This is a genomic window from Leifsonia sp. EB41 (genome assembly GCF_041262565.1).
In the GTDB taxonomy this organism is placed as follows: Bacteria; Actinomycetota; Actinomycetes; order Actinomycetales; family Microbacteriaceae; genus Leifsonia.
This window is the reverse complement of the sequence record NZ_JBGCCJ010000001.1, coordinates 731,706-755,995: the sequence shown is the minus strand read 5'-3', so window position 1 is coordinate 755,995 and position 24,290 is coordinate 731,706. Positions and strand designations below refer to the sequence as shown.

Sequence of the window (24,290 nt, the reverse complement as noted above, 5' to 3'; positions counted from 1 at the left end):
ACGCGCGGAATACTCGGTGTCCGGGCCGCTCGCCGCGGGCGCCCTCCTCGCGGGCGCGGACGACGAGGTCGTGGAGCTGCTCGCCGGCTACGGCCGGCTCGTCGGCGTCGCCTTCCAGCTCGGCGACGACCTGCTCGGGGTGTACGGCGACGAGAGCGTGACGGGCAAGACCGCGGTCGGCGACCTCCGGCAGGGCAAGGAGACGACGCTCATCGCCTTCGCCCGCGGCACGGCGCAGTGGCCCGACCTGGAGCCGCTCTTCGGGCGGGACGACCTCGGCCCCGACGAGACGGCGGAGCTCGCCGCCGGCCTCGAGCGCTGCGGAGCGCGCGCCTTCGCCGAGCGTCTGCTGGCCGACCACGTGGCCGGGGCGGTCGCCGCCCTGGACACTCCACTGCTGCCGTCCGCGCTCGCCGCGACGCTGACCCGCGTCGCCCTCGGCTGCGTCGGGAGGACGGCATGACGCGTACAGAGCCGTCGGCGTCGGAGACCTCCCCAGAGGGGTCCTCCGCCCCTGTCTCCGACACCGACCTGACGCTGTATGGCCGGGCAGCGCACCGCAGCGCCGCCACGATCATCCACGAGTACTCCACCTCGTTCGGGATGGCGACGCGGCTGCTGTCGCCGTCCGTCCGTCCCCGGGTCGAGGACGTCTACGCGCTCGTCCGGGTGGCCGACGAGATCGTGGACGGGGCCGCGGCGGAGGCCGGCCTGACCGGGGACCAGATCAGGGAGGTGCTCGGCGCGCTGGAGGACGACACCGAGCAGGCGCTGCGCACCGGCTACAGCGCCAACGTCGTCGTGCACGCCTTCGCCCGCACGGCGCGGTCGGCCGGCTTCGGCGCCGAGCTGACCCGGCCGTTCTTCGCCTCCATGCGCCGCGACCTCGACCCGGTGGACTTCACCGCGGACGAGCTCAGCGCCTACGTCTACGGCTCCGCGGAGGTCGTCGGGCTGATGTGCCTCGCCGTCTTCCTCGCCGACTCGCCTGTGCCGGACCCGACCCGGCGCCGGCTGGAGGCGGGAGCGCGACGGCTCGGTGCGGCGTTCCAGAAGATCAACTTCCTGCGCGACCTCGCCGTCGACTACGCCGAGCTCGGCCGCAGCTACTTCCCCGGCATCGACCCGGCGCGGCTCACCGAGCGGCAGAAGCTCGCGCTCGTCGTGGACATCGACTGCGACCTGGGCGCCGCCGCCGACGCCATCCCGGAGCTGCCCGAGAACTGCCGGCGCGCGATCGCCGCCGCCCACGGGCTGTTCTCCGAGCTGAGCGACCGGATCCGGCGGACCCCGGCCTCCGAGCTGCTGGTCCGCCGGGTGCGGGTGCCGAACGGCGTCAAGCTCGCGATCCTGCTGCGCGCCTCCACCGGGTCCCTGCGGTGACGGAGCGGCAGATGGCCGCCGATCGCGTCGTCATCGTCGGGGGCGGGATCGCCGGGCTCGCCACCGCGGCGCTGCTCGCGCGCGACGGCCGCCGGGTCACCCTCCTCGAACAGAACGACGCGCTGGGCGGCCGGGCCGGGCTGTGGGAGGCGGACGGCTTCCGCTTCGACACCGGGCCGTCCTGGTACCTGATGCCGGAGGTGTTCGACCACTTCTTCCGGCTGCTCGGCACGAGCGCGGCCGAGCAGCTCGACCTCGTCACCCTCGACCCCGGCTACCGCCTGTTCGCGGAGTCCGGCGAGGCTCCGCTCGACATCCGGGCCGACGGGCGGGGCAACCGCGCGCTGTTCGAGAGCGTGGAGCCCGGCGCCGCCGCCGCCCTCGACCGCTACCTGGCGAGCGCGGCCGAGACGTACCGCCTGGCGGTCGACCGCTTCCTCTACGCGACGTTCGCCACCCCCGGCCCGCTGCTGGACCCCGCCGTCCTGCGCCGCGCGGGGAGGCTGGCGCGGCTCCTGCTCGAACCGCTCGACCGGTACGCCGCCGGCTTCGTGCGCGACACCCGGCTGCGCCAGCTCCTCGGCTACCCCGCGGTCTTCCTCGGCACCTCGCCCGGCCGGGCGCCCAGCATGTACCACCTGATGAGCCACCTCGACCTCGACGACGGCGTGCGCTATCCGCTGGGCGGCTTCACCGAGCTGATCCGGCGGATCGCCGCGCTCGCCGAAGCCGCGGGCGCCGAGCTGGTGACCGGGGCGCGGGTGACGGCGATCCGGACGGAGCCGGGCGCACGGCGTGCGCGCGTGACGGGAGTCGAGTACGTCGACGCTGCGGGCCGCCCGCGTGTCGCCGAGGCGGACGTCGTGGTCTCGGCCGCCGACCTCCACCACACCGAGACCGAGCTGCTGCCGCCGGAGCTGCGCACCCATCCCGAGCGCAGCTGGGACCGCCGCGATCCCGGACCCGGCGCCGTGCTCGCGATGCTCGGCGTCCGTGGCGCGCTCCCCGAGCTCACCCATCACAACCTGTTCTTCACGACCGACTGGGAGGCCGGCTTCGCGCGCATCTACGGCGCCCGGCGCGGCTGGGGCCGGGGGACGGTCATCCCCGATCCCGCGTCGCTCTACGTCTGCAAGCCGAGCGCGACCGACCCCGGCGTCGCGCCGGAGGGCTCGGAGAACCTCTTCATGCTGGTCCCCGTCGCCGCCGATGTCTCGATCGGCCGCGGCGGCGTCGACCGAGCAGGTGACCGGCTCGTGGAGAAGACGGTCGACGCGGCGATCGCACAGGTGGGCGCCTGGGCGGGCATCCCGGACCTCGCCGACCGGATCGTCGTGCGCCGGACGGTCGGGCCCGACGACTTCGCGCAGGACTACAACGCCTGGATGGGCGGAGCGCTCGGACTCGCGCACACCCTCCGGCAGAGCGCCTTCTTCCGTCCGGGGAACGCCTCGAAGCGGGTCGACGGCCTCCTCTACGCCGGGTCGTCGACGATCCCCGGGATCGGCCTGCCCATGTGCCTGATCAGCGCCGAGCTCGTCCTCAAGCGCCTGCGCGGCGACGACACCGCTGCGCCGCTCCCGGAGCCGCTGCGGCCGGCGACCGCCGCGGGTCCAGTGGGTGCCGGGGAGCGCGTCCCGTGAGCGTCGCCTACCTCGCCTGCCTGCTGGTCGCCCTCGGTGCGCTGGTGCTGCTCGACCGCCGGTTCCGGCTGGTCTTCTGGCGCGGCGGCGCCGCACGGAGGGCCGGCCTGGTGCTCGCGGCCGGAGTGGTCTTCTTCCTGGCCTGGGACGTTCTCGGCATCGCGCTCGGCGTCTTCGCCCGCGGCCGGTCGCCCTTCATGACCGGGATCGAACTCGCGCCCCAGCTCCCGCTGGAGGAGCCGGTCTTCCTGGCGTTCCTCTGCTACCTGACGCTCGTGCTGCTGTTCGGGACGCGCGCGCTGCTCGACCGGAGGGAGCGCCCATGACTTATCCAGTCCTCAGCACCTACCCGCTGCTCAGCGTCGTGTTCCTCGCGCTCGCCGCGGCCGTGCTGGTCGCCGGTCTCGTGCGCGCGCCGGACCGCGCCCGGCTCGTCGCGCGCTGGACCCTCCCCGCCGTCGTCACGGGCGTGGTACTCGTGGTGCTCACGGCCGTCTTCGACAACCTGATGATCGCGGCCGGCCTGATGACCTACGCCGCCTCCGCGATCTCCGGCGTGCACGTCGGCCTCGTCCCGGTCGAGGACCTCGCATATCCGATCGCCGGACTGATGCTGCTCCCGGGCCTCTGGCTGCTGCTGCGATCCAGACCCCAGGAGCCCACCGGCACCCGAGAATCGACGGAGGCCGCTCGCACGCACGATCGGAGCGGCCGATGACCACCGCCGTCGTGCCGTCCGCCGGCCGCCAGCTCCTCCTCGCCTCCCGCCCGCTGAGCTGGATCAACACCGCCTTCCCGTTCGCCGCGGCGTACCTGGTCACCACCGGCCGGGTGGACATCGTGCTCGTCGTGGGCACGCTCTACTTCCTCATCCCGTACAACCTGGCGATGTACGGGGTGAATGACGTGTTCGACTACGAGTCCGACCTGCGCAACCCGCGCAAGGGCGGCGCGGAGGGCGCCCTCCTCGACCGGGGGATGCATCGCCGCACGCTCGTGGCCGCCGCCGTGACGAACGTGCCGTTCCTGGTCTTCCTCGTGGTGGTCGGCTCGCCGCTGTCGTGGCTGGTGCTCTCCGCGAGCGTCTTCGCCGTGCTGGCGTACTCGGTGAAAGGGCTGCGGTTCAAGGAGGTCCCGTTCCTCGACTCGGCGACGTCGAGTTTCCACTTCGTCAGCCCGGCGCTCTACGGGCTCGTTCTCGCCGGCGCCGTCTTCACGCCGGAGCTCTGGCTGCTGCTGCTCGCGTTCTTCCTGTGGGGCGTCGGCAGCCACGCCTTCGGCGCCGTGCAGGACGTCGTCCCCGACCGGGAGGCCGGCATCGCCTCCATCGCGACCGCGCTCGGCGCCGCCCGCACCACCCGGCTCGCCATCCTCGCCTGGGCCGCCGCCGGCGTCGCGATGCTCGGCACCGCGTGGCCAGGGCCGCTCGCCGCCGTGCTCGCCGTGCCGTACATCCTCACCGCCGCGCCGTACTGGTCGGTCCCCGACGCACGCGCGAGCGCCGCCAACCGGGGCTGGCGGCGCTTCCTCTGGATCAACTACGCGTGCGGGTTCGTGGTGACCCTGCTGCTGATCGCTTACGCGCTGGGATCGACCCGCTAGCGGTTCTGCGGCACGAGCTGCTGGAGGCTCCAGCCGTTGCCGTCCGGGTCGGTGTAGAAGACGAAGCGGCCCCACGCCTGCTCGTCGACGCCCTGCGCCTCGACGCCGTTGCTGCGCAGGTGCTCCAGCGCCTCGTCGGCGTCCGGGATCACGATCTGCAGCCCCTTCATCGTGCCGGGCGCCATGTCGGTCAGCCCCTCGCCGAACGCGATCGAGCAGGCCGAGCCGGGAGGCGTCACCTGCACGAACCGGAGCGTGTCGGAGACGCGCTGGTCGAAGTCGGCGTGCCAGCCGAGCGCGTCCACGTAGAACGCCTTGGCCCGGTCCACGTCGGTCACGGGGATGATGATGAGCTCGATGCGCCAGTCGCTGATGGTCATGATTCCTGCCCTTCCGGTTGGTGTGAGACCAGGCTATTGCGGCATGCGGTCACATACCGTCCTCAATCGAAATCGAGCGAATTCGCGGATCCGCCCGCTACTCTCGTGAACCATGAGTGACAGTCCCGCCGCGCCGAGCGCCTACGAGGTGCTCGGCGTCAGCGCGACCGTCAGCCAGGAGGAACTGCGCCGCGCCTACCGCCGGCTCGCCCGGCTCACGCACCCCGACACCGGCGGCACCGCTGAGGCGTTCCAGGCCGTCCAGTTCGCCTGGGAGCAGGTCGGCGACCCGGAGGACCGGGCGCGCTACGACCGCGGCGAGTCCCTGGTGGTCGACGCCGTCTCCGGCGAGTCGGGCGGCGGCGGCTTCAGCGCCACTGTGCACCCCACCCGCTCGGCGGGCCGCGGGCCGACTGTGCGCGCGCGCAGCTACGGGCATCCCGGCGGCCGTGCGCGCGAGCGCTTCCTCACCCTGATGCGCGAGTGGATGGGCCGCGGCACGGATCTCGCCGACCCGTACGACCCGGGGCTGGTGCGCTCCGCGCCGCGCGAGATCCGTCTACTGCTGGCGGAGGCGCTCGCCGAGGAGGCGACCGCGCGCGCCGTCTCGGGCCTCGGCATCGGCTTCACGATCTGGAACGACGTGGCCGTGCACCCTGCCACCGACGCCAAGCTCGACCACATCGTCCTCGGCCCCGCCGGCCTGTTCGCAATCCGCTCCGCCGACTGGGGGAGCCAGGTCAAGCTCGCCAAGGGCGAGCTGGTGGGCGAGGGGATCGGCCGCGAGGAGGAGCCCTTCCACGAGCTGCACAACTCCGCGAAGAGCTTCGCGCGCCAGGCGGGCGTTCGCTTCACCGGCCTGATCGTGGTCGTCCCGGACGACGCCCTCGCCGTCCCGCTCGACGTCGTGCAGCGCGGGAGGCTGGCCGGTGCGACGGTGGTGCGGCGCTCGCTGCTGCCGAAGATCCTCCGTGATGGAGCCGACGCCGCCGGCCGCGCCAGCGTCGACCGCGCCTTCGAGCTGCGGCCGCGGCTGCAGGAGGCCGTGCGCTTCGTCTAGACTCCGTCGCCGCGCTGGGGCAGAGTGGGCGCCATGGTCAACGCAATCGACATCTTCAGCGGTTTCAGCGTGAACGACATCGACGCCGCCCGCGACTTCTACCGCGACGCCCTCGGCCTGGAGGTGACGGAGGGTCCCGGGGGCAACCTCGACATCGCCCTCCCGAGCGGCGGCCACGTCTTCGTCTACCCGAAGCCCGACCACACCCCGGCGAGCTACACGATCCTGAACCTCGCCGTGGACGACATCGACGTCGCCGTCGACGACCTCAACGCGAAAGGCGTCGTCACCAAGATCTACGACGACGACGACCTCCACACCGACGAGAAGGGCATCGCGCGCGGCCGGGCCGTCAATCGCGGACCGGACATCGCCTGGTTCCGCGACCCGGCGGGCAACGTGATGTCGGTGCTGGCGGGCTAGCGCAGCCTCCCCAGCAGCCCCATCGCGTCGTACGGCGCCCGCACCTTCAGGTCGTTGTCGAAGTAGGCGTAGACGTCCAGCCCCTCCGCGAGCCGCTCGTGCAGTTCGCCGGCCCAGCGGTCGAGGGCCTCGTCGGTGTACCCGCTCGCGTACAGCTCCTCGTCGCCGTGCAGGCGCACGTACACGAAGTCCGCGGTCGTCTCGCGCAGCACCGGATAGCGCCCTGCGGTGTCCGCGAGCACCACCGCGACGCCGTGCGCGCGGCAGAGGCGCGGGAACGCGGGGTCGGCGAAGCTCGCGTGCCGTGCCTCCACAGCGTGCCGGAGCGGGCGGTCGTCCCCGCCGGAGTAGTCCGTCCTGTCCTGCTCCAGGGTCGTGTCCGCGGCCAGCGCCCGCGCCTCCGCGGTCGTCTTCGGCAGCATCGCCAGGAACGCGTCCAGCGCCTCCGGGTCAAACTGCAGGTTCGGCGGGAGCTGCCAGAGCAGGGGGCCGAGCTTGGGGCCGAGGGTCAGCACCCCGGAGGCGAACAGGTTGGCCGCGGCCGCCCGCGCGTTCTTCAGGCGCAGGATGTGCGTGATGTAGCGGCCGCCCTTCACCGAGAACACGAAGTCGTCCGGCGTGCTCGCCGCCCAGGTGCGGAAGCTGGACGGCTTCTGCAGCGCGTAGAAGCTGCCGTTGAGCTCGATCGAGTTGAGCCGTTGCGACGCGTACTCGAGCTCCGCACGATGCGGCAGGCCCTTCGGGTAGAACACCCCGCGCCAGGGCGCGTACGTCCACCCGGAGATCCCCACCCGCGCCACCGCCATCAATGGCCCCGCAGCTGGTCCAGCAGGCGCCGGTCGCGCTTGGTCGGGCGGCCGGAGCCGCGCTCGCGGGTGATGTCCGACGGCGTCTCGGCCTTCGGCGGCGGGGGAGGCGTCAGATCCTCGAAACACTCGGCCGCGATCGCCGCCCCGACGCGCTTCACGATCAGTCTGCGGGCGATATAGATCTTCTCCGAGCCGCCGACGAAGGCGCGCACCTCGTCGCCGACCTTCACCTGCTGCGACGGCTTCGCCCGGTCGCCGTTCACCTTCAGATGCCCGGCCTTGCAGGCGTCGGAGGCCGCCGACCGCGTCTTGTAGAGCCGCACCGCCCACGCCCAGGCGTCGACGCGGACGCTCGTCATGGCCGGGCCGGTCATGGCTGGAGGGCGGGCTCCTCGGCCCGCACGGGCGCGCCCTCCTCCGCCGTGCCTTCCTCTTCGGCGAGCTGCGCCTTCCACTTCACGAGGCTGCGCACGGTCCGGCTGCGATCCTTCGCCAGCTTGTCCATCACATCCGCCGGCACGTAATAGTTGACCGCGACCCAGCCGCGCACCGTCTCCGACCGGTCGCTTGCGAGCGAGCGCAGGATGTCGCACGGCGTCGCCTCGTTCTTCGCGACGCAGCCGCGCACGCCCTCGTCGGGGTCCTTCGCGAGCGTCTCGAACAGGTCGAGCGGCGTGTTGTAGCTGGACGCGACGGCCTCCCGGATCTTCGGATTCGGGTCCGTCGCCAGCAGCCGCAGCCGCCGCAGCTTGCTCTCCGTGAACTCCGGCGCCGGGTGCAGCGCAGCGGCCTCCTCCGCGGTCAGCATCGCGGGGCTGTGGTCGCGCATGGCCTGGCGCTGAGCGGGGGTGTTGAAGCGGATGCAGGACATGGATCCAACCGTACGCGCTGGATCCATCGAAAGGTGGAAGCATCTCCCAGCCGCGTCACGTTACCGTGAATACATGGATTCACTGCTCCGACGGCTCGACCGGATCGCGGGCGGACGCCACGCCGGTTACACCGTCCCGGAGGAAGGGCGCGACCACCCGCGGACGCGCCGCGCGTTCGTCGTCATCGCCTGGCTGCTGGTCGCCGAACTCGTCGTCGGCACCACCGCCGTCGTCATCGCGCTCGTGCTCACGCTCGACGGCGCGCCCGTCCCGTTCGCGGTCTGGATGCGCTCGGTCGTCGTGCTCGGCATGACTGTCACGCTGTTCTACTTCGCCTGGCGCGCGCAGAAGGGCTACTACTGGGCCTACTCGCGGCTGCGGCTGTTCTCGAAGATCTTCCCGGTCATCACGCTCGTCATCGCCGCGATCCCCGGGCTCTACCCGTTCTGGATGGTGACGGAACAGATCGTGTTCAGCCTCATCCTCATCGGCGTGGCCGACTACCTCGACTCCGACCATATGCGGGAGGCCTTCCCGCGTCCGGCGCGCGCCGTCACGACCGCGCCGTGACGGCCTCCCCGCCCCGGCGCGGGAACCACGGCACGATCGGCGACGTGCGGCGCTGGTACTCCGCGTACTCGGGGTAGCGCGAGCGCGAGATGCTCTCGGTGAAGACCGTGGAGCCGATGAAGAGCCCGGTGAGCAGCAGCGGCCCGATCACGGTCCACTGCAGCAGCGAGCCGGCCGCCACGCAGCCGAACAGGAACACCACCCACCACTGGGCCTGCTCGCAGAAGAAGTTGGGGTGCCGGGAATAGCGGAACAGCCCGGTCTGCAGGAAGCGCGGGCTCGGCTCGCGGCCCGCGGCGACCTCCGCCCTCTTCCTGTTCTGGAAGACCCACTGCTGCTGGTCGGCGACCGTCTCGCCGGCGAGCAGCACGAGGAACAGCACGGCGCACACGAGGTCGAAGCCGTTCAGCGGCGTCGGGTGCTGGAACGCGGTCCAGGCGGGCAGCGCGATCAGCAGGAGCAGCACGTTCTGGTAGATCACGATGAAGAACAGGTTGAAGACAGCGAAGGCGCCGGGGCCCATCCGGCCGCGCAGCACCTCCCAGCGGTAGTCCTCGCCGCCCGGCGCGTAGCCGCCCTTGCGCGCGAAGTTGACGGTCAGCCGCGCGCCCCACAGCGTCACGAGCCCGGCCATCAGGTCGAGCCGGGCGTCGTGCAGGCCGGCCGCGATGGCGAACACCCAGACGTAGACGACGGGCACGATGGACCAGATCCGGTCCACCCAGGAGTGCTCGCCGGTGACCAGCGACAGCACCCAGGTCGCCGCGCACACGCCCGCGAGGATCCAGAGGCACACGAAGAAGGGCTCCACGCCCCACATCCTAGGGTCGTAGACCTCCCTCGACGGGAGGACCACGGTCAGTAGAGTGGAATCGTGGATGGTGTCGGCGCGGTGAGCTCGCGCGTGTGGACGATCCCGAACGTCCTCAGCTTCTTCCGGCTCGCTCTGGTGCCGGTGTTCCTGGCGTTCGTGATCACGGGGGAGGACGCTCTCGCCCTCCTCGTCCTCGTCGTCTCCAGCATCACCGACTTCCTCGACGGCTGGCTCGCCAGGAAGCTGAACCAGGTGTCCCGGCTCGGGCAGCTCCTCGACCCCGCCGCCGACCGCCTCTACATCTTCGCCGCCCTCGTCGGCCTGGCCTGGCGGGAGGTCATCCCCTGGTGGCTGGTGGCGGTGATCCTCGCGCGCGACGTCATGCTGGCGGTCCTCGGGGTGATCCTGGCGAACCACGGCTTCGGTCCGCTTCCGGTCCACCGCCTCGGCAAGATCGCCACGTTCTGCCTGTTCTGCGCCCTCCCGCTGCTCATGCTAGGGGAGGCGTTCGACCCGCTCGCGCCCTTCTCTCTGCCGCTCGGCTGGGCCTTCGCACTGTGGGGCGCCTTCCTCTACTGGTGGGCCGGCATCGTCTACATTCGCGAGACCGCACGGGTCATCCGCCTCCCGGCCGATGACAGCGGGCCACATTCCGATAGGCTTGACCACGAGGAGGTTGACGGTGCCTGACGAGAACTACCCTGAATGGGCTTCTGCTGCCGACGACGGCCGCGACGCCGAGAACCCCCTGCGCGACGCCGCGACGGGGAACGAGGACACGACCGCGCGCTTCGGCGAGGAGTTCATCTCCAAGATGTTCCCGATGGACGGTGAGATCAGCCCGGAGGAGCAGGAGGCGATCGCGGCGCTGCCGTCGGGCTCCGCCCTGCTCATCGTGCGGCGCGGTCCCAATACGGGAGCCCGCTTCCTCCTCGACGCCGATGTCACCAGCGCGGGTCGCCACCCGAACGCCGACATCTTCCTCGACGACGTGACCGTCTCGCGCCGCCACGCGGAGTTCACGCGCCGCGGCACGGCCTTCGAGGTCCGCGACCTGGGCTCGCTCAACGGCACGTACTACGACGGCGTGCGCATCGAGAGCGCCCTGCTCAGCGACTCGTCCGAGGTCCAGATCGGCAAGTTCCGGCTCACGTTCTACGCCTCACGGCAAGACCTCGCCGCTGCGGCGAAGAACTAACGAACCAGTGGCCCGGCAAGCAGCGAGGGCGCACACGGCCTCGCCCGCACTGCTCTCGATCGGCCAGGTGCTGGCGCGCCTGACCCCCGAGTTCCCGGACCTGTCGTCGTCCAAGCTGCGCTTCCTCGAGGAGCGCGGGCTCATCGCGCCGTCGCGCACGGCGTCGGGCTACCGCAAGTTCTCGCCCGCCGATGTGGAGCGGCTGCACACCGTGCTGGCGATGCAGCGGGACAACTACCTTCCGCTCAAGGTCATCAAGAAGTACCTCGCCGCTCTCGACGCGGGCGAGAACCCGCCGCTTCCCGGGGGAGCCCGCGACTCGGCGTCGATGCTTCCGGCCGGCCGCCGGTTCCACCGCGACGAGCTGCTCCGCGAGGCCGGCGCCACCCCCGAACTGCTGCAGGAGGCCATCAGCGCCTCGCTCGTCGTGCCGGCAGAGGTCTACGGCGAGGACACGCTGACCATGCTCCGAGCGCTCGCCGAACTGTCCAGCACCGGGATCGGGCCGCGCCACCTCCGCGGGTTCCGCGCCGCCGCCGAGCGGGAGATCGGGCTGATCGAGACCGCTCTCGTTCCGCTGGCGCGCCGCAAGGACGTGACGGCGGGACCGCAGACCGCCGAGCTCGCCCGCGAGATCGCGGGGCAGCTCGACGTCGTCCGGGGCAGCATCATCCGCGCCGCCCTGACGCGCCTCCAGCCCTGACCGACTCGACACGCCGAGGACGTTTTCCGGATGTCGTTGCCCGGCGACCGGGGGATGGGTACCGTGGTTGAAGCGCCTCATCATGAAGCGCACGATCCGTCAACCGAGGGGCAGTCATCATGAGCGAACTGAGTCGTGACAACGACGCCGCCCGGTACGACCTGGGGCTGTTGTTCACCGACGGCCTCCCCGAGATGGACGACGCCAACGGCTACCGCGGCGCCGTCGCGGCCCGCGCGGCCGGCATCTCCTACCGCCAGCTCGACTACTGGGCGCGCACCGGCCTCGTGGAGCCCACGGTCCGCGGCGCGGCCGGCTCCGGCTCGCAGCGCCTCTACGGCTTCCGCGACATCCTCGTGCTCAAGCTGGTCAAGCGGCTGCTCGACACCGGCATCTCGCTCCAGCAGATCCGCACCGCCGTCAACCAGCTCCGCGAGTCGGGGGTCAACGACCTGGCCCAGACCACGCTGATGAGCGACGGCGCGAGCGTCTACCTGTGCACGTCGAACGACGAGGTCATCGACCTCGTCAGCCGCGGCCAGGGCGTGTTCGGCATCGCCGTCGGCAAGGTGCTCCGCGAGGTGGAGTCCTCCCTCGTCGAGCTGGACACCCAGGGCGAGGACCTCGACGAGCTCGCCGCCCGCCGCGCCTCCAAGTCCAAGGCCTCCTGACCCACCTGACCTGACCGTCGAGTACGTCGATGATCCGCGTACTCGGCGGTTTTTCGTCGATTTATTACGTACTCGACGGTGAGGGAGTCGGGGTCAGTTGCCGGCTACGGCGTATTCGCCGATTTTGGCGGTGCGGAGGACGCGCTCCAGGAGCAGGTCGAAGTTGTGCGCCATCTCCTGCGCACTTTCACCCGGCCAGACGTGCAGCGGCTTCGCCGCGCCCTGCGCCTGCTGCAGGGACGTGCGCTCGGGGAGCTGGGGCGCGAGCACTAGGGGGCCGAACATGTCGCGCAGCTCCTTGATGCGGAACTGGTGCTCCAGCGACTGCACGCGGGCGCGGTTGACGATGATCCCGAGCGGCTGGAGGCGCGGCGAGAGGCCGCGGCGGATCTCCTCGATCGCGCGCAGGGCGCGGTCGGCGGCGGCCACCGAGAACAGGCCGGGCTCGGTCACGACCGCCACGCGGTCGCTGGCCGCCCAGGCCGTGCGGGTGAGCGCGTTCAGCGACGGGGCGCAGTCGATCAGCACCAGCTCGTAGTCGTGCTCGACGTTGGCCAGCGCCTCCTCGAGCTTCCAGATGTCGCGGATGCTCGGGTGCGGGCCGTCGAAGTTGATCGCGGACGGGCTGCCGATCATCACATCGACCTTGCCGGCGCGGCCCCTGGTCCAGCCGGAGGGCGCGATCGCCGCGCGGACGATCTTCTCCTTGGGCGACGCGAGCACGTCGGCCACGTTGAGGTGACCGGCGACCTGGATGTCCATGCCGGTCGAGACGTCGGACTGCGGGTCGAGGTCGACGACCAGCGTACGGAGCCCTTTCGCGAACGCCGCCGAGGCCAGACCAAGTGTCACCGTGGTCTTTCCGACACCGCCCTTGAGGGAACTAACGCTGAGTACGTGCACGACAGCCACGTTACCTTCACTAGTCTTGGACTACCTAACCGTTTGCTGTGTGGTGCCGACCCCTGCTCGAAAGGTCCCCATGTTCCGTAAGATCCTCGTTGCCAATCGCGGTGAAATCGCCATCAGGGCCTTCCGCGCCGCCTACGAACTGGGCGCCGCCACGGTCGCCGTCTTCCCGTACGAAGACCGCAACTCGATGCACCGGCTGAAGGCGGATGAGGCCTACCAGATCGGCGAGCCGGGCCACCCGGTGCGCGCCTACCTGGATGTGCAGGAGATCATCAGGGTCGCCAAGGAGTCCGGCGCGGACGCGATCTACCCCGGTTACGGTTTCCTCTCCGAGAACCCCGAGCTGGCCGAGGCCGCCCGCGCGGCGGGCATCGCGTTCATCGGCCCGCGCGCTGAGGTGCTCGAGATGGCCGGCAACAAGGTGACCGCCAAGGAGCACGCCATCGCGGCGGGCGTCCCCGTCCTGAAGTCCACCCCGCCGTCGCGCGACATCGAGGAGCTGCTCGCGGGAGCCGACGCGATCGGGTTCCCGATCTTCGCCAAGGCGGTCGCCGGCGGTGGCGGCCGAGGCATGCGCCGGGTCGCGACCAAGGAGGAGCTGCGCGGCTCGCTCGAGGAGGCCATGCGCGAGGCCGACAGCGCGTTCGGCGACCCCACCATGTTCCTGGAGCAGGCCGTGCTGCGCCCGCGCCACATCGAGGTGCAGATCCTCGCCGACTCTCAGGGCGACACCATCCACCTGTTCGAGCGCGACTGCTCGGTGCAGCGCCGCCACCAGAAGGTGGTCGAGATCGCGCCGGCGCCGAACCTGTCCGACGACATCCGCCAGTCGCTGTACCGCGACGCCATCGCCTTCGCGAAGTCGATCGGCTACGAGAACGCCGGCACCGTGGAGTTCCTGCTCGACACCGCGGGTGACCGTGCGGGTGAGCACGTCTTCATCGAGATGAACCCGCGCATCCAGGTGGAGCACACGGTCACCGAGGAGATCACCGACGTCGACCTGGTGCAGTCGCAGATCCGCATCGCGGCGGGGGACACCCTCGCCGACCTCGGCCTCAGCCAGGACACGGTGCAGATGCGAGGCGCGGCCCTCCAGTGCCGAATCACGACCGAGGACCCGACCGCCGGGTTCCGTCCCGACACCGGCAAGATCACCACGTACCGGTCGCCGGGCGGCGCGGGCATCCGCCTGGACGGCGGCACGATCAACCCCGGCGCGCAGATCAGCCCGCACTTCGACTCCATGCTGGCGAAGCTCATCACCCGGGGCCGGGACTTCCCGGCCGCCGTGCTGCGCGCGCGGCGTGCGCTGGCCGAGTTCCGCGTCCGCGGCGTCGCCACGAACATCCCGTTCCTGCAGGCCGTCATGGAGGACCCGGACTTCATCGCGGGCAACGTCTCCACCTCATTCATCGAGGAGCGCCCCCAGCTCTTCAAGGGCCGGGAGTCCAAGGACCGCGGCACCAAGGTGCTCAACTGGCTGGCCGACGTCACCGTCAACCAGCCCAACGGCCCGCGGCCGGAGGTCGCCGACCCGGCACAGAAGCTCCCGCACCTCGACCTCAGCGTGCCCGCGCCGTCCGGCTCGCGGCAGAAGCTGCTGGAGCTGGGCCCGAAGGGCTTCGCCGAGGCGCTGCGTGCGCAGACGGCGCTCGCGGTCACCGAGACCACCTTCCGCGACGCGCACCAGTCGCTGCTCGCGACCCGCGTGCGCACCAAGGACCTCCTGGCCGTGGCGCCGTACGTCGCCCGGCTCACCCCGGAGCTGCTCTCGGTGGAGGCCTGGGGCGGCGCGACCTACGACGTCGCCCTCCGGTTCCTCGGCGAGGACCCGTGGGAGCGGCTCGCGTCGCTGCGCGAGGCGCTGCCGAACATCAACATCCAGATGCTGCTGCGCGGCCGCAACACCGTCGGCTACACCCCGTACCCGACCCAGGTGACCGACGCGTTCGTGCGGGAGGCCGCGTCGACCGGAGTCGACATCTTCCGCATCTTCGACGCGCTCAACGACGTGTCGCAGATGCGCCCGGCGATCGAGTCGGTGCTCGCCACCGGCACCTCGATCGCCGAGGTCGCGGTCTGCTACACCGCCGACCTGCTCGACCCGGCCGAGGACCTCTACACGCTCGACTACTACCTGCGCCTCGCGGAGCAGATCGTGGAGTCCGGCGCGCACATCCTCGCGATCAAGGACATGGCGGGCCTGCTGCGCCCGTCCGCCGCCGAGAAGCTGGTGAGCGCGTTCCGCGAGCGGTTCGACCTCCCGGTCCACGTCCACACGCACGACACCCCCGGCGGCCAGCTCGCGACCCTGCTCGCGGCGTCGCGCGCCGGAGCCGACGCGGTCGACGTCGCGAGCGCGCCGATGTCGGGCACCACGAGCCAGCCGAGCGCCTCCGCTCTCGTCGCGGCCCTGGCCCACACCGAGCGCGACACCGGCATCTCGCTGACCGCGGTCGAGGACCTCGAGCCGTACTGGGAGGCCGTGCGCCAGGTGTACCGCCCGTTCGAGTCGGGCCTGCCCGGCCCCACCGGTCGCGTGTACAAGCACGAGATCCCCGGCGGCCAGCTGTCCAACCTGCGCCAGCAGGCCAAGGCGCTGGGTCTCGCGGAGGACTTCGAGCTGGTCGAGGACATGTACGCCGCGGCGAACCGGATCCTGGGCCGCATCCCCAAGGTCACGCCGTCGTCGAAGGTGGTCGGCGACCTCGCCCTGCACCTGGCGGCCGTGCGGGCGGACCCGGACGACTTCGCCGAGAACCCGCAGAACTACGACATCCCCGACTCGGTGGTCGGCTTTATGGCCGGCGAGCTGGGGGAGCTGCCCGGCGGCTGGCCGGAGCCGTTCCGCACCAAGGTGCTCGCGGGCAAGAACATCAAGATCGGCGTGGAGGACGTCTCCGCCGCCGACGCGCAGGCGCTGGAGGGCTCCAGCGCCGAGCGCCGGGCGACGCTCAACCGGCTGCTCTTCCCGGCGCCGACCCGCATCCAGGAGCAGATCCGGGAGCTCTTCGGGGACCTCTCGGTGGTCGACTCGATCGACTACCTCTACGGCCTCGGCGCCGGCGAGGAGCACGTCATCGAGTTCAGCAAGGGCGTGCGGCTCTACATCGGCTTGGAGGCCATCGGCGAGGCGGACGAGAAGGGCATGCGCACGGTCATGACCACGCTCAACGGCCAGCTCCGGCCGGTGTTCGTGCGCGACCGCAGCATCACGGTCGAGACGAAGGCGGCCGAGAAGGCCGACTCCGCCAAGCCCGGTCATGTCGCCGCGCCGTTCTCCGGCGTCGTGACGCTGCACGTGGTCCCCGGCGACGTCGTCGCCGCGGGCCAGGCCGTCGCGTCGATCGAGGCCATGAAGATGGAGGCGGGGATCACCGCCCCCGTCGCAGGCACGATCGAGCGCCTCGCCATCCCGAAGACCCAGCAGGTGGACGCGGGCGACCTCCTGGTCGTCATCACCCCGGCCTGACCGGCCCCGTCCGCAGCGCTCTCCGCCCGTGCGGGGAGCGCTGCGGCACGTCCGGCGGGCATCGCTCGCTGTCGACGCGGGCGGCCGCCCGGTAAACTGTCGCAGTCGCCGCCGTCGAGCGGCAGGAGGAGTGCACGCGTGGCAGACAAGCCGGAGGAGCCGGAACACGGCGACCTCGCGTCCCGGGACGTCGAGCCGGCGTTCAGGCCGTCCCCGCTCGAGATCGACACGAAGCTGAGCATCGCCGTCGACCTGCCTCCCGCCCCGCCCCAGGAGGTGCCGGAGGACGAGGCCGCCGTCGCGATCGACGACGTCCCGGTCGACCCCGGTTTCGTCGCGTCGCCGACCGAGCCGACCACGATGTCCGTCGCCATCGTCGCCTCCCGGCTGGCGACCGGCCCGACGCCGACGCAGGACTCCGCGCAGGGCGACGGTGTCGCGCCGCTGCCCGGCCAGGACGCCTACGCCCAGTCGCGCCGCGACCGCCTGCGCGGAGAGCACTCGCCGCAGCCCGAGCCGGCTGCGATGCTGACCGCCGACCGCCTGCTCGAGGTCAACCGCAAGACGCGGCCGGGCCCGGAGGGGCCGTGGCAGCGCTTCGTCTACAACACGACGTTCCGCACGGTGAACCTGGGCGACTCCGCCAAGGTGCGCGCCCGCAAGGAGCTCGACCACCGCATCCAGAAGGCGTTCGAGGGCGGCACGCGCTTCGTGCCGGTGCTCACCCGCAAGGGCGGCGTCGGCAAGACCACCGTCACGACGCTGCTCGGGATGGCGCTGGCCGACGCGCGCGAGGACCGCATCATCGCGGTCGACGCCAACCCCGACCGCGGCACGCTCTCCGAGCGCGTCCCCAAGCAGACCCGCGCGACCGTGCGCGACGTCGTGCACAAGGCGGCGAGCATCGGCGGGTTCACCGACTTCTCCGCGCTCGTCTCGCGCGACGAGACCCGGCTCGACATCCTCGCCTCCGACACCGACCCGATGCTGTCCGAGGCGTTCGACGAGAACGACTACAACGTCGTCGCCGACCTGGCCGCCCGGTTCTACTCGATCGTGCTGACCGACTGCGGCACCGGCATCGTCCACTCGGTGATGCGGGCCACCCTGCAGCGCGCGGACGAGATCGTGATCGTCTCCGGCGGCAGCGTGGACGAGGCGCGGCTGGCGTCCGAGACGCTCACCTGGCTGGAGGCGAACGGCTACACGGACCTGGTCCGCAACGCCGTCGTCGCCCTCAACACCGCGACGCACGCGACCAACCTGGTGAAGCTCGAGGAGATCGAGTCGCACTTCCGCTCGCGCGTGCGCGAGATCGTCCGCATCCCGTACGACCCGCAGCTCGCCGCCGGCTCCGTGGTCAACTGGAAGGACCTCAAGCCCCTGACCAAGCTGTCCGCCCGGGCGCTCGCCGCGCTCGTGGTGGAGGGCCTGCCCGCCGAGCGGGCCTGATCCGCTCCCGTCCCACCCCGCGCATCCCGCGCCCGAGGAGATCCCCGTGACCGAACGTCAGATCCGCCTGTTCGGCGACCCCGTCCTGAAGACCCCGTCCGCGCCTGTCGGCGCCATCGACGAAGGCGTCCGCGGCCTGGTCGAGGACCTGATCGACAGCGTCATCGCGCCGGGCCGCGCGGGTGTCGCCGCCCCGCAGATCGGCGTCGGCCTCCGGGCGTTCAGCTACAACGTGGACGGCGAGGTCGGCTACATCATCAACCCGGAGCTCGTGGAGGTCTCCGGCGAGCCCGAACTGGTGGACGAGGGCTGCCTTTCGGTGCCGGGCCTGTGGTTCAAGACCGCCCGCTACCCGTTCGCGCGGGTCCGCGGCGTCGACCTCGACGGCGAAGAGATCGAGCTCAGCGGCACCGGCGTCATGGCGCAGGCACTGCAGCACGAGACCGACCACCTCGACGGCAAGCTCTACCTCGACCGCCTCGACAAGGACACCCGCCGCGAGGCCATGCGCCAGGTCCGGGAGAGCGACTGGTTCTGAGTCCGTAGACTCGACTGCATGGACATCGCAGTCACCGGAGGATCGGGCAAGCTCGGGCGCACAGTCGTCCGCGAACTACGCGCGGCGGGTCACACCGTCGTCAACCTGGACGCGTCGGGGGACCGCGGCCCCGGCTTCGTCGGCGTCGACCTGACCGACTACGGCCAGACGATCGACGCGATCCTCGGGGTCGACGACGCGCACGGCGGCTTCGACGCCATCGTGCACCTGGCCGCGATCCCGGCGCCGGCCATCCTGAGCGACGTCGCCACCTTCCACAACAACATCCGGGTCACCTACAACGTCTTCCAGGCCGCCCGCCGGGCCGGCATCAAGAACATCGTCTACGCGTCCAGCGAGACCGTGCTCGGCCTCCCGTTCGACGTGCCGCCGCCCTACATCCCGGTGGACGAGGACTACCCTGCCCGCCCGGAGTCCACCTACTCCCTGGTCAAGCACCTCGAAGAGCAGATGGCGATCGAGCTGGTGCGCTGGGACCCGTCCCTGAAGATCGTGGCGCTGCGCTTCTCGAACGTGATGGAGCCGGCCGACTACGCAGCCTTCCCGTCGTACGACGAGAACGCCCGCGGCCGGAAGTGGAACCTGTGGGGCTACATCGACGCCCGCGACGGCGCCCACGCCATCCAGAAGGCCCTGGAGTGGGACACCACCGGCTTCGACCGCTTCATCATCGCCGCCGCCGACACCGTGATGACCCGCTCGAACGCGGAGCTCGTCGCGGAGGTCTTCCCCGGCGTCCCCCTGAAGCGCGACGACCTCGACAACAACGACACCCTCCTCTCGATCGACAAGGCCCGCCGCGTGCTGGGCTACGCCCCGCAACACTCCTGGCGCGACGAGGTGTAACGACATTCGTGCCGAATGTCGCGAATGCCCGCGCCTTTCGCGACATTCGTGCCGAATGCGTCGCGGCGCATTCGTGCCGAATGGTGCGTAAGCGAGCGCTATTCGCAACATTCGTGCCGAATGTGCTGGGAGTGCGCGCGTGCGGCTGTGGAGAATGTGAGTTGTCCACGGGTTTGGATGCAGGCGACGGGGCGCGGAGCGCGGCGGCCACGATGGGTGCATGCGAACGCCACAACCGCTTCCGGTCTCTTGGCCGGTGTCGCCTTCACGCCGTCGGAGGCGCGTCGCGCCGGAGTGAGTGCCTCCCGCCTGCGTGCGCGAGACCTCCACAATCCCTTCCACGGCGTTCACCTGACGATTCCGGCGATCACGGTCCGAGAACGATGCCTCGCCTACCTCCCGCTGTTGACCGAAGGTGTCTACTTCAGCCACGAGACCGCCGCAGTGCTTCTCGGGGTCCCGCTTCCGGAATCGGCTCAGGACGGGCCGCTGCACGTGGCCGTGGAGTTCCCGCGGTCGCCCCCGCGGGCTCGCGGAGTGGTGGGTCACAGTCTGGGCGCGGTGAGCGGCACCGTAGTCGATGGCCTACCGGTGAGCTCTCCGGCCCACCTGTGGTGCCAGCTCTCCGGAGTGCTCACCCGCGAGGACCTGGTCGCCGTGGGCGACCATCTCGTCGGCGCCCGCAAACGCCCCGCGCTCGCAACTCTCGACGAGCTCGCCGCAGCATCGGCAGCGCTGAACCGCACCAAGGGTGCACGGGCGCGTGCCTGGGCGCTCCCTCGAATTCGTCCGGGCGCGGATTCGCGTCCCGAGACACTGATGCGTCTCTTCCTGGAGGATCAGGGCTACAGAGGTCTCCAGGTCAACCGTCCGGTTTCCGTCGGGCGTCGTCTCGTGCTGCATCCGGATCTCAGCATCCCGGAGCGCCGACTCGCGTTCGAGTACGAAGGTGACGGACACCGCGTGGAACGGCGGCAGTGGCATGCCGACATCGCACGGCGGGACCTTCTCGAGGCGCACGACTGGCGCGTCGTCCGCGTGACTGCGCACGACCTCTTCGGAGATCGCGACGCTTTCGCGGAACGACTCAACAGATTCGTGCCGAATGTCGCCTTTGGCGCCACCAAAGGCGACATTCGGCACGAATTGCGTGCCTAGTGGGCGAGCGAGATTCCTTGCGTGCTGGGGTTGCCGCTGTAGACGCCGTCGATCACGTCGGCGAAGTCGGCGAGGATGACGTTGCGCTTGATGCTCAGCTTGGGCGTGAGGTGGCCGCTGGCCTCCGTCAGCTCCGTGGCGAGGATGACGAACTTGCGGATGCTCTCCGCGCGGGAGACGCCCTCGTTGGCCGCGTCGATCGCCCGCTGGATCTCGGCGTTCACCGCCGGGTTCACGGACGCCTCGGCGAGGGTCATGTCCTTGTCCTCGCCGTTGTTCGCCAGCCAGGTCGGCAGCATCTCGGTGTCGAGCGTCACCAGCGCCGCGATGAACGGCTTCTGGTCGCCGACGACGATCACCTGGCCGACCAGCGGGTTGGCGCGGATCGGATCCTCCAGCACGGCGGGGGAAACGTTCTTGCCGCCGGCGGTGACGATGATCTCCTTCTTGCGGCCGGTGATGGTCAGGTAGCCGTCCGCGTCGAAGGAGCCGAGGTCGCCGGTGCGGAACCAGCCGTCGTCGAACGCCGCGGCCGTCGCCTCCGGGTTCTTCCAGTACTCCTTGAAGACGTTGATGCCGCGGACCTCGATCTCGCCGTCCTCGACCAGCCGGAGGTCGACGCCGGGGAGGGCGGGGCCGACGGTGCCGATCTTGAACATGTCGGGCCGGTTCACGGTCGCGGGCGCCGTGGTCTCGGTGAGGCCGTAGCCCTCCAGGATCTTGATGCCGAGGCTGTGGAAGAAGTGGCCGAGGTGGGAGCCGAGCGGGGCGGAGCCGGAGACCGCGTACTTCACGCGGCCGCCCATCGCGGCGCGCAGCTTGGAGAACACCAGCCGGTCGTAGAGCGCGAACTTGAGCTTGAGGCCGAACGGCACCGAGCCGGCCTCGACGGCCTTGGAATGCTCGACGGCGACCTCGGCGGCCGCGCGGAAGATCTTGCCGCGGCCGCCGGCCTCCGCCTTCTGCTCGGCCGAGTTGTAGACCTTCTCGAACACGCGCGGGACCGCGAGCAGGAAGGTCGGCTTGAAGCTCGCGAGCGCGGGCAGGAGCTGCTTGGTGTCGGCCTGGTGGCCCACCTTCACGCCCGCGGTGACGCAGAGCGCCGCGATGAACCGGGCGAACACGTGCGCCGTCGTGATGAAGAGCAGGGTGGAGGCGCCCTCCAGGACTTCGCCGAGCGCTTCGGTGGCATTGCGCGACAGCTCCACGAAGTTGGAGTGGGTGAGCACGCAGCCCTTGGGGCGGCCGGTCGAGCCGGAGGTGTAGATCAGGGTGCCGATGTCCTCGCCGCGGGCCAGGTTCCTGCGCCGCTCGATCTCGGCGTCCGGAACATCCACGCCGGCGGCGACGAGCTTGTCCAGGTCGCCCAGGTGGAGCTGCCAGACGTCCTGGATGAGCGGCAGGTCGGCGTGCACCTCGTCGAACCGGGAGAACATCTCCGCGGTCTCCAGGATGACGGCCTTCGCGCCGGAGTCGGACATGTTCCACTGCACCTGCGCGGGCGACGATGTCTCATAGATCGGCACGAGCACGGCCCCGGCGAACCAGGTGGCGAAGTCGATCAGCGTCCACTCGTAGCGGGTCTTGCACATCAGGCCGATCATGTCGCCCGGCTGGATGCCGGCGGCGACCAGGCCCTTGGCGAGCGCGACGACCTGGCGGTGGAACTCGGCTGCGGTCACGTCCTTCCAGCCGTCGCCGTCCGGGAGGCTGAACAGCGGCGCGTCCGGGGTGGCGGCGACCCGCTGCACGAGCAGGTCCGTCGCGTTGGCCTCCGGGTCGGCGGGGACGACGACGGGCGTTTCGAACTGGTTCACGGTAGCTCCCTCGATACCGGGCGGGCGGGGGTCCGGGCCGAATCGCTCCGGCTCGCAGTGGTTGATTACACTCTAGATGGTGCGGCAGGGAGTCTTCCGAGACAGCCCGGTCCGCTCCCTCCACCTTCGCCCGACCCACGCCCATCCGGAAGGGGCCCGCCTGTGCATGCCATCGGAATCGACATCGGCGGGACCAAGATCGCCGGAGCGGTCGTCGACGAGCTCGGCACGATCGTCCGCGAGGACCGCGTGCCGACCGACGCGAGCCGCCCGGAGGAGATCGAGAACGCCGTCGTCGCGATGATCGAGCGGCTGTCGGACGGGCCGGAGGAGATCGCGGGCGCCGGCGTCGCCGCCGCCGGCTTCATCGACGCGGCACAGTCGACCGTGTACTACGCCCCGAACATCAACTGGCGGCACGAGCCGTTCCGGGAGAAGCTCGAGAAGCGCATCGACCTCCCCGTGCTCATCGAGAACGACGCCAACGCGGCGGGCTGGGCGGAGTTCCGCTACGGCGCAGGCCGCCTGGTCAGCGACATGGTGATCCTCACCATCGGCACCGGCGTCGGCGGCGCGATCGTCAGCAACGACCGGCTGTTCCGCGGCGGCTTCGGCGCCGGAGCGGAGATCGGTCACATGCGCGTGGTCCCGGGCGGCCTGCCCTGCGGCTGCGGCGCGCACGGCTGCATCGAGCAGTACGGCTCCGGCCGGGCGCTGCAGCGGATGGCCAACGAGCTCGCCGACGCCGGCGGCATCGGGCAGTCGCTCGCGGACGTCCGCACCCGCACCGGCGAGCTGACCGGCTCCGACATCTCCGGGCTCATCATGGCCGGGGATCCCGGCGCTCTCGCCGCCCTCCGCCAGCTCGGCGACTGGCTCGGCCAGGCCTGCGCGAGCCTCGGCGCGGTCCTCGACCCGCAGCTGTTCGTCTTCGGCGGCGGCGTCGCGCAGGCGGGGGAGCTGCTGCTGGAGCCGATCCGGCAGGCGTACCTGGAGAACCTCCCTGCACGCGGCTACCACCCGGAGCCGGAGTTCAAGATCGCAGAGCTGGTCAACGACGCCGGGGTGGTCGGCGCGGCCGACCTCGCCCGCCTGCACGCCGCGCTCTGAGCCGGTCCTCGCCTGCGCCGGTCCTCCCATTGGGCCGAGCAGGGCACTAGGCTTTCGATCGATGTTCTACTGGCTGATGAAGAACCTGATCGCGGGGCCGTTGCTCCGTGGCATCTTCCGCCCGTGGGTCGTCGGCCTCGAGAACGTTCCCGCCGACGGCGCGGTCATCCTCGCCAGCAACCACCTGTCGTTCATCGACTCGATCTTCCTGCCGATCGTCGTCGACCGGCACGTCTCCTTCCTCGCCAAGAGCGACTACTTCACCCGGCGCGGCCTGAAGGGCTGGGCGACCAAAGCGTTCATGAACGCCACCGGCCAGCTCCCCATCGACCGCTCGGGGGGCAAGGCCTCCGAGGCCTCGCTCAACACCGGCCTCGCGGTCCTGGCGCGCGGCGAGATCCTCGGCATCTACCCGGAGGGCACCCGCAGCCCCGACGGCAAGCTGTACCGCGGGCGCACCGGCGTCGCGCGGATGATCCTGGAGGCCGGCGTCCCCGTCGTGCCCGTCGCGATGATCGACACCGCCGAGATCATGCCCATCGGCCGCCGCATCCCGCGGATCGGCCGGATCGGCATCGTCATCGGGGAGCCGCTCGACTTCTCCCGGTTCGAGGGCATGGAGGGCGACCGCTTCATCCTCCGCTCGGTCACCGACGAGATCATGTACGCGCTGCACGGCCTGGGCGCGCAGGAGTACGTCGACGTCTACGCCAGCACGGTCAAGGAGAAGCGCGCGGCGCTCGCCGCCGACCCGGCCTCCCCGCCGCCGGTCGCGGTCCCGTCACAATCCGCTCCCTCGGCGCCGGAGGCCCGTCCGGCGCGATAGGCTCGGT

Annotated in this window: 27 protein-coding genes; 20 read left to right on the top strand and 7 right to left on the bottom strand. The window is 70.9% G+C overall.

The features are described from left to right. The first annotated feature begins 16 nt into the window (after window positions 1-16). Genes ABH923_RS03665 through ABH923_RS03640 form a run of 6 tightly spaced genes read left to right on the top strand, consistent with a single transcriptional unit; the run spans window position 17 to window position 4,628 of the window. A complete protein-coding gene (locus tag ABH923_RS03665) occupies window positions 17-463 on the top strand; it encodes a polyprenyl synthetase family protein (protein ID WP_370057283.1) in 447 nt (148 codons plus the stop codon). Next, a complete protein-coding gene (locus tag ABH923_RS03660) occupies window positions 460-1,383 on the top strand; it encodes a phytoene/squalene synthase family protein (protein WP_370057282.1) in 924 nt (307 codons plus the stop codon). Before ABH923_RS03665 ends, ABH923_RS03660 begins: the two co-directional genes overlap by 4 nt. A gap of 11 nt (window positions 1,384-1,394) precedes the next feature. After that, window positions 1,395-3,026 (top strand): phytoene desaturase family protein, encoded by a 1,632-nt coding sequence (gene crtI, locus ABH923_RS03655; RefSeq protein WP_370054025.1) that lies wholly within the window; start codon window positions 1,395-1,397, stop codon window positions 3,024-3,026. Further along, window positions 3,023-3,352: a lycopene cyclase domain-containing protein gene (locus tag ABH923_RS03650; RefSeq protein WP_370054024.1), complete on the top strand. Its 330-nt coding sequence runs from the start codon at window positions 3,023-3,025 to the stop codon at window positions 3,350-3,352. Before crtI ends, ABH923_RS03650 begins: the two co-directional genes overlap by 4 nt. Beyond that, on the top strand, window positions 3,349-3,744 hold the full coding sequence (locus ABH923_RS03645; RefSeq protein ID WP_370054023.1) for a lycopene cyclase domain-containing protein: 396 nt from the start codon (window positions 3,349-3,351) through the stop codon (window positions 3,742-3,744). Before ABH923_RS03650 ends, ABH923_RS03645 begins: the two co-directional genes overlap by 4 nt. Then, complete coding sequence (locus ABH923_RS03640; protein ID WP_370054022.1) at window positions 3,741-4,628, top strand: prenyltransferase; 888 nt, start codon at window positions 3,741-3,743, stop codon at window positions 4,626-4,628. Before ABH923_RS03645 ends, ABH923_RS03640 begins: the two co-directional genes overlap by 4 nt. Here ABH923_RS03640 and ABH923_RS03635 read toward each other — a convergent pair. Further along, the gene (locus ABH923_RS03635) at window positions 4,625-5,008 is read right to left on the bottom strand and encodes a glyoxalase superfamily protein (RefSeq protein WP_370054021.1); all 384 of its coding nucleotides are present in this window, start codon (window positions 5,006-5,008) and stop codon (window positions 4,625-4,627) included. The genes ABH923_RS03640 and ABH923_RS03635 overlap by 4 nt on opposite strands. Window positions 5,009-5,120: 112 nt before the next feature. Between ABH923_RS03635 and ABH923_RS03630 the strand changes: the two genes are divergently transcribed. Both ABH923_RS03630 and ABH923_RS03625 read left to right on the top strand, forming a co-directional pair. Then, a complete protein-coding gene (locus ABH923_RS03630) occupies window positions 5,121-6,068 on the top strand; it encodes a DnaJ domain-containing protein (RefSeq protein WP_370054020.1) in 948 nt (315 codons plus the stop codon). 33 nt (window positions 6,069-6,101) lie between these two features. Further along, window positions 6,102-6,491, top strand: a complete 390-nt coding sequence (locus ABH923_RS03625; protein ID WP_370054019.1) for a VOC family protein — start codon at window positions 6,102-6,104, stop codon at window positions 6,489-6,491. Here the strand turns inward: ABH923_RS03625 and ABH923_RS03620 are convergent. The 3 genes from ABH923_RS03620 to ABH923_RS03610 are packed head-to-tail and all read right to left on the bottom strand — an operon-like array spanning window position 6,488 to window position 8,171. Next, window positions 6,488-7,297, bottom strand: coding sequence for a DUF72 domain-containing protein (locus ABH923_RS03620; protein WP_370054018.1), 810 nt, complete (start codon window positions 7,295-7,297; stop codon window positions 6,488-6,490). The two genes, ABH923_RS03625 and ABH923_RS03620, sit on opposite strands and share 4 nt — an antisense overlap. Then, on the bottom strand, window positions 7,297-7,674 hold the full coding sequence (locus ABH923_RS03615; RefSeq protein ID WP_370054017.1) for an RNA-binding S4 domain-containing protein: 378 nt from the start codon (window positions 7,672-7,674) through the stop codon (window positions 7,297-7,299). Before ABH923_RS03615 ends, ABH923_RS03620 begins: the two co-directional genes overlap by 1 nt. Next, the gene (locus ABH923_RS03610; protein WP_370054016.1) at window positions 7,671-8,171 is read right to left on the bottom strand and encodes a hypothetical protein; all 501 of its coding nucleotides are present in this window, start codon (window positions 8,169-8,171) and stop codon (window positions 7,671-7,673) included. Before ABH923_RS03610 ends, ABH923_RS03615 begins: the two co-directional genes overlap by 4 nt. 73 nt (window positions 8,172-8,244) lie before the next feature. Between ABH923_RS03610 and ABH923_RS03605 the strand changes: the two genes are divergently transcribed. Further along, complete coding sequence (locus tag ABH923_RS03605) at window positions 8,245-8,742, top strand: hypothetical protein (protein WP_370054015.1); 498 nt, start codon at window positions 8,245-8,247, stop codon at window positions 8,740-8,742. Here ABH923_RS03605 and ABH923_RS03600 read toward each other — a convergent pair. Continuing rightward, window positions 8,726-9,553, bottom strand: coding sequence for a DUF1295 domain-containing protein (locus ABH923_RS03600; protein ID WP_370054014.1), 828 nt, complete (start codon window positions 9,551-9,553; stop codon window positions 8,726-8,728). The genes ABH923_RS03605 and ABH923_RS03600 overlap by 17 nt on opposite strands. A 63-nt stretch (window positions 9,554-9,616) precedes the next feature. On the opposite strand from ABH923_RS03600, the gene ABH923_RS03595 reads away from it, so the two are divergent. The 4 genes from ABH923_RS03595 (at window position 9,617) to ABH923_RS03580 (ending at window position 12,128) form a co-directional block, all read left to right on the top strand. Beyond that, window positions 9,617-10,246: a CDP-alcohol phosphatidyltransferase family protein gene (locus tag ABH923_RS03595; RefSeq protein ID WP_370054013.1), complete on the top strand. Its 630-nt coding sequence runs from the start codon at window positions 9,617-9,619 to the stop codon at window positions 10,244-10,246. 58 nt (window positions 10,247-10,304) lie between these two features. Further along, window positions 10,305-10,754: an FHA domain-containing protein gene (locus ABH923_RS03590; protein WP_179609324.1), complete on the top strand. Its 450-nt coding sequence runs from the start codon at window positions 10,305-10,307 to the stop codon at window positions 10,752-10,754. 7 nt (window positions 10,755-10,761) lie between these two features. Then, window positions 10,762-11,457, top strand: coding sequence for a MerR family transcriptional regulator (locus tag ABH923_RS03585; RefSeq protein WP_370054012.1), 696 nt, complete (start codon window positions 10,762-10,764; stop codon window positions 11,455-11,457). A 119-nt stretch (window positions 11,458-11,576) separates the two neighbouring features. Further along, window positions 11,577-12,128, top strand: a complete 552-nt coding sequence (locus ABH923_RS03580; protein ID WP_370054011.1) for a MerR family transcriptional regulator — start codon at window positions 11,577-11,579, stop codon at window positions 12,126-12,128. Window positions 12,129-12,221: 93 nt separating this feature from the next. On the opposite strand, the gene ABH923_RS03575 is transcribed toward ABH923_RS03580, so the two are convergent. Further along, entirely contained in the window at window positions 12,222-13,031 is an 810-nt protein-coding gene (locus ABH923_RS03575) for a ParA family protein (protein WP_370057281.1), read from the bottom strand. Between the two features lie 79 nt (window positions 13,032-13,110). Here ABH923_RS03575 and ABH923_RS03570 point away from each other — a divergent pair, with 79 nt between their 5' ends. From ABH923_RS03570 to ABH923_RS03550, 5 genes are all read left to right on the top strand, one after another. After that, on the top strand, window positions 13,111-16,515 hold the full coding sequence (locus ABH923_RS03570; RefSeq protein ID WP_370054010.1) for a pyruvate carboxylase: 3,405 nt from the start codon (window positions 13,111-13,113) through the stop codon (window positions 16,513-16,515). Window positions 16,516-16,653: 138 nt separating this feature from the next. Next, window positions 16,654-17,967: an AAA family ATPase gene (locus ABH923_RS03565; protein ID WP_370054009.1), complete on the top strand. Its 1,314-nt coding sequence runs from the start codon at window positions 16,654-16,656 to the stop codon at window positions 17,965-17,967. Between the two features lie 46 nt (window positions 17,968-18,013). Continuing rightward, on the top strand, window positions 18,014-18,505 hold the full coding sequence (gene def, locus ABH923_RS03560; protein ID WP_370054008.1) for a peptide deformylase: 492 nt from the start codon (window positions 18,014-18,016) through the stop codon (window positions 18,503-18,505). An 18-nt stretch (window positions 18,506-18,523) separates the two neighbouring features. Beyond that, entirely contained in the window at window positions 18,524-19,372 is an 849-nt protein-coding gene (locus ABH923_RS03555; RefSeq protein ID WP_370054007.1) for an NAD-dependent epimerase/dehydratase family protein, read from the top strand. A gap of 561 nt (window positions 19,373-19,933) precedes the next feature. Beyond that, entirely contained in the window at window positions 19,934-20,530 is a 597-nt protein-coding gene (locus tag ABH923_RS03550; protein ID WP_370054006.1) for an endonuclease domain-containing protein, read from the top strand. Here ABH923_RS03550 and ABH923_RS03545 read toward each other — a convergent pair. After that, window positions 20,527-22,347, bottom strand: a complete 1,821-nt coding sequence (locus ABH923_RS03545; protein ID WP_370054005.1) for a long-chain fatty acid--CoA ligase — start codon at window positions 22,345-22,347, stop codon at window positions 20,527-20,529. The genes ABH923_RS03550 and ABH923_RS03545 overlap by 4 nt on opposite strands. Before the next feature lie 162 nt (window positions 22,348-22,509). Between ABH923_RS03545 and ABH923_RS03540 the strand changes: the two genes are divergently transcribed. Then, entirely contained in the window at window positions 22,510-23,457 is a 948-nt protein-coding gene (locus ABH923_RS03540; protein ID WP_370054004.1) for an ROK family glucokinase, read from the top strand. Between the two features lie 61 nt (window positions 23,458-23,518). Further along, a complete protein-coding gene (locus ABH923_RS03535; protein ID WP_370054003.1) occupies window positions 23,519-24,283 on the top strand; it encodes a lysophospholipid acyltransferase family protein in 765 nt (254 codons plus the stop codon). Window positions 24,284-24,290 lie beyond the last annotated feature (7 nt).

Bases quoted from the DNA above. Each gene is read 5' to 3' on its own strand.
- ABH923_RS03580 (WP_370054011.1), top strand. From the start codon at position 11,577: ATGAGCGAACTGAGTCGTGACAACGACGCCGCCCGGTACGACCTGGGG.
- ABH923_RS03660 (WP_370057282.1), top strand. From the start codon at position 460: ATGACGCGTACAGAGCCGTCGGCGTCGGAGACCTCCCCAGAGGGGTCC.
- ABH923_RS03645 (WP_370054023.1), top strand. From the start codon at position 3,349: ATGACTTATCCAGTCCTCAGCACCTACCCGCTGCTCAGCGTCGTGTTC.
- ABH923_RS03570 (WP_370054010.1), top strand. From the start codon at position 13,111: ATGTTCCGTAAGATCCTCGTTGCCAATCGCGGTGAAATCGCCATCAGG.
- ABH923_RS03605 (WP_370054015.1), top strand. From the start codon at position 8,245: ATGGATTCACTGCTCCGACGGCTCGACCGGATCGCGGGCGGACGCCAC.
- ABH923_RS03640 (WP_370054022.1), top strand. From the start codon at position 3,741: ATGACCACCGCCGTCGTGCCGTCCGCCGGCCGCCAGCTCCTCCTCGCC.
- ABH923_RS03555 (WP_370054007.1), top strand. From the start codon at position 18,524: ATGGACATCGCAGTCACCGGAGGATCGGGCAAGCTCGGGCGCACAGTC.
- ABH923_RS03630 (WP_370054020.1), top strand. From the start codon at position 5,121: ATGAGTGACAGTCCCGCCGCGCCGAGCGCCTACGAGGTGCTCGGCGTC.
- ABH923_RS03610 (WP_370054016.1), bottom strand. From the start codon at position 8,171: ATGTCCTGCATCCGCTTCAACACCCCCGCTCAGCGCCAGGCCATGCGC.
- crtI (WP_370054025.1), top strand. From the start codon at position 1,395: ATGGCCGCCGATCGCGTCGTCATCGTCGGGGGCGGGATCGCCGGGCTC.
- ABH923_RS03615 (WP_370054017.1), bottom strand. From the start codon at position 7,674: ATGACCGGCCCGGCCATGACGAGCGTCCGCGTCGACGCCTGGGCGTGG.
- ABH923_RS03535 (WP_370054003.1), top strand. From the start codon at position 23,519: ATGTTCTACTGGCTGATGAAGAACCTGATCGCGGGGCCGTTGCTCCGT.
- ABH923_RS03635 (WP_370054021.1), bottom strand. From the start codon at position 5,008: ATGACCATCAGCGACTGGCGCATCGAGCTCATCATCATCCCCGTGACC.
- ABH923_RS03625 (WP_370054019.1), top strand. From the start codon at position 6,102: ATGGTCAACGCAATCGACATCTTCAGCGGTTTCAGCGTGAACGACATC.
- ABH923_RS03620 (WP_370054018.1), bottom strand. From the start codon at position 7,297: ATGGCGGTGGCGCGGGTGGGGATCTCCGGGTGGACGTACGCGCCCTGG.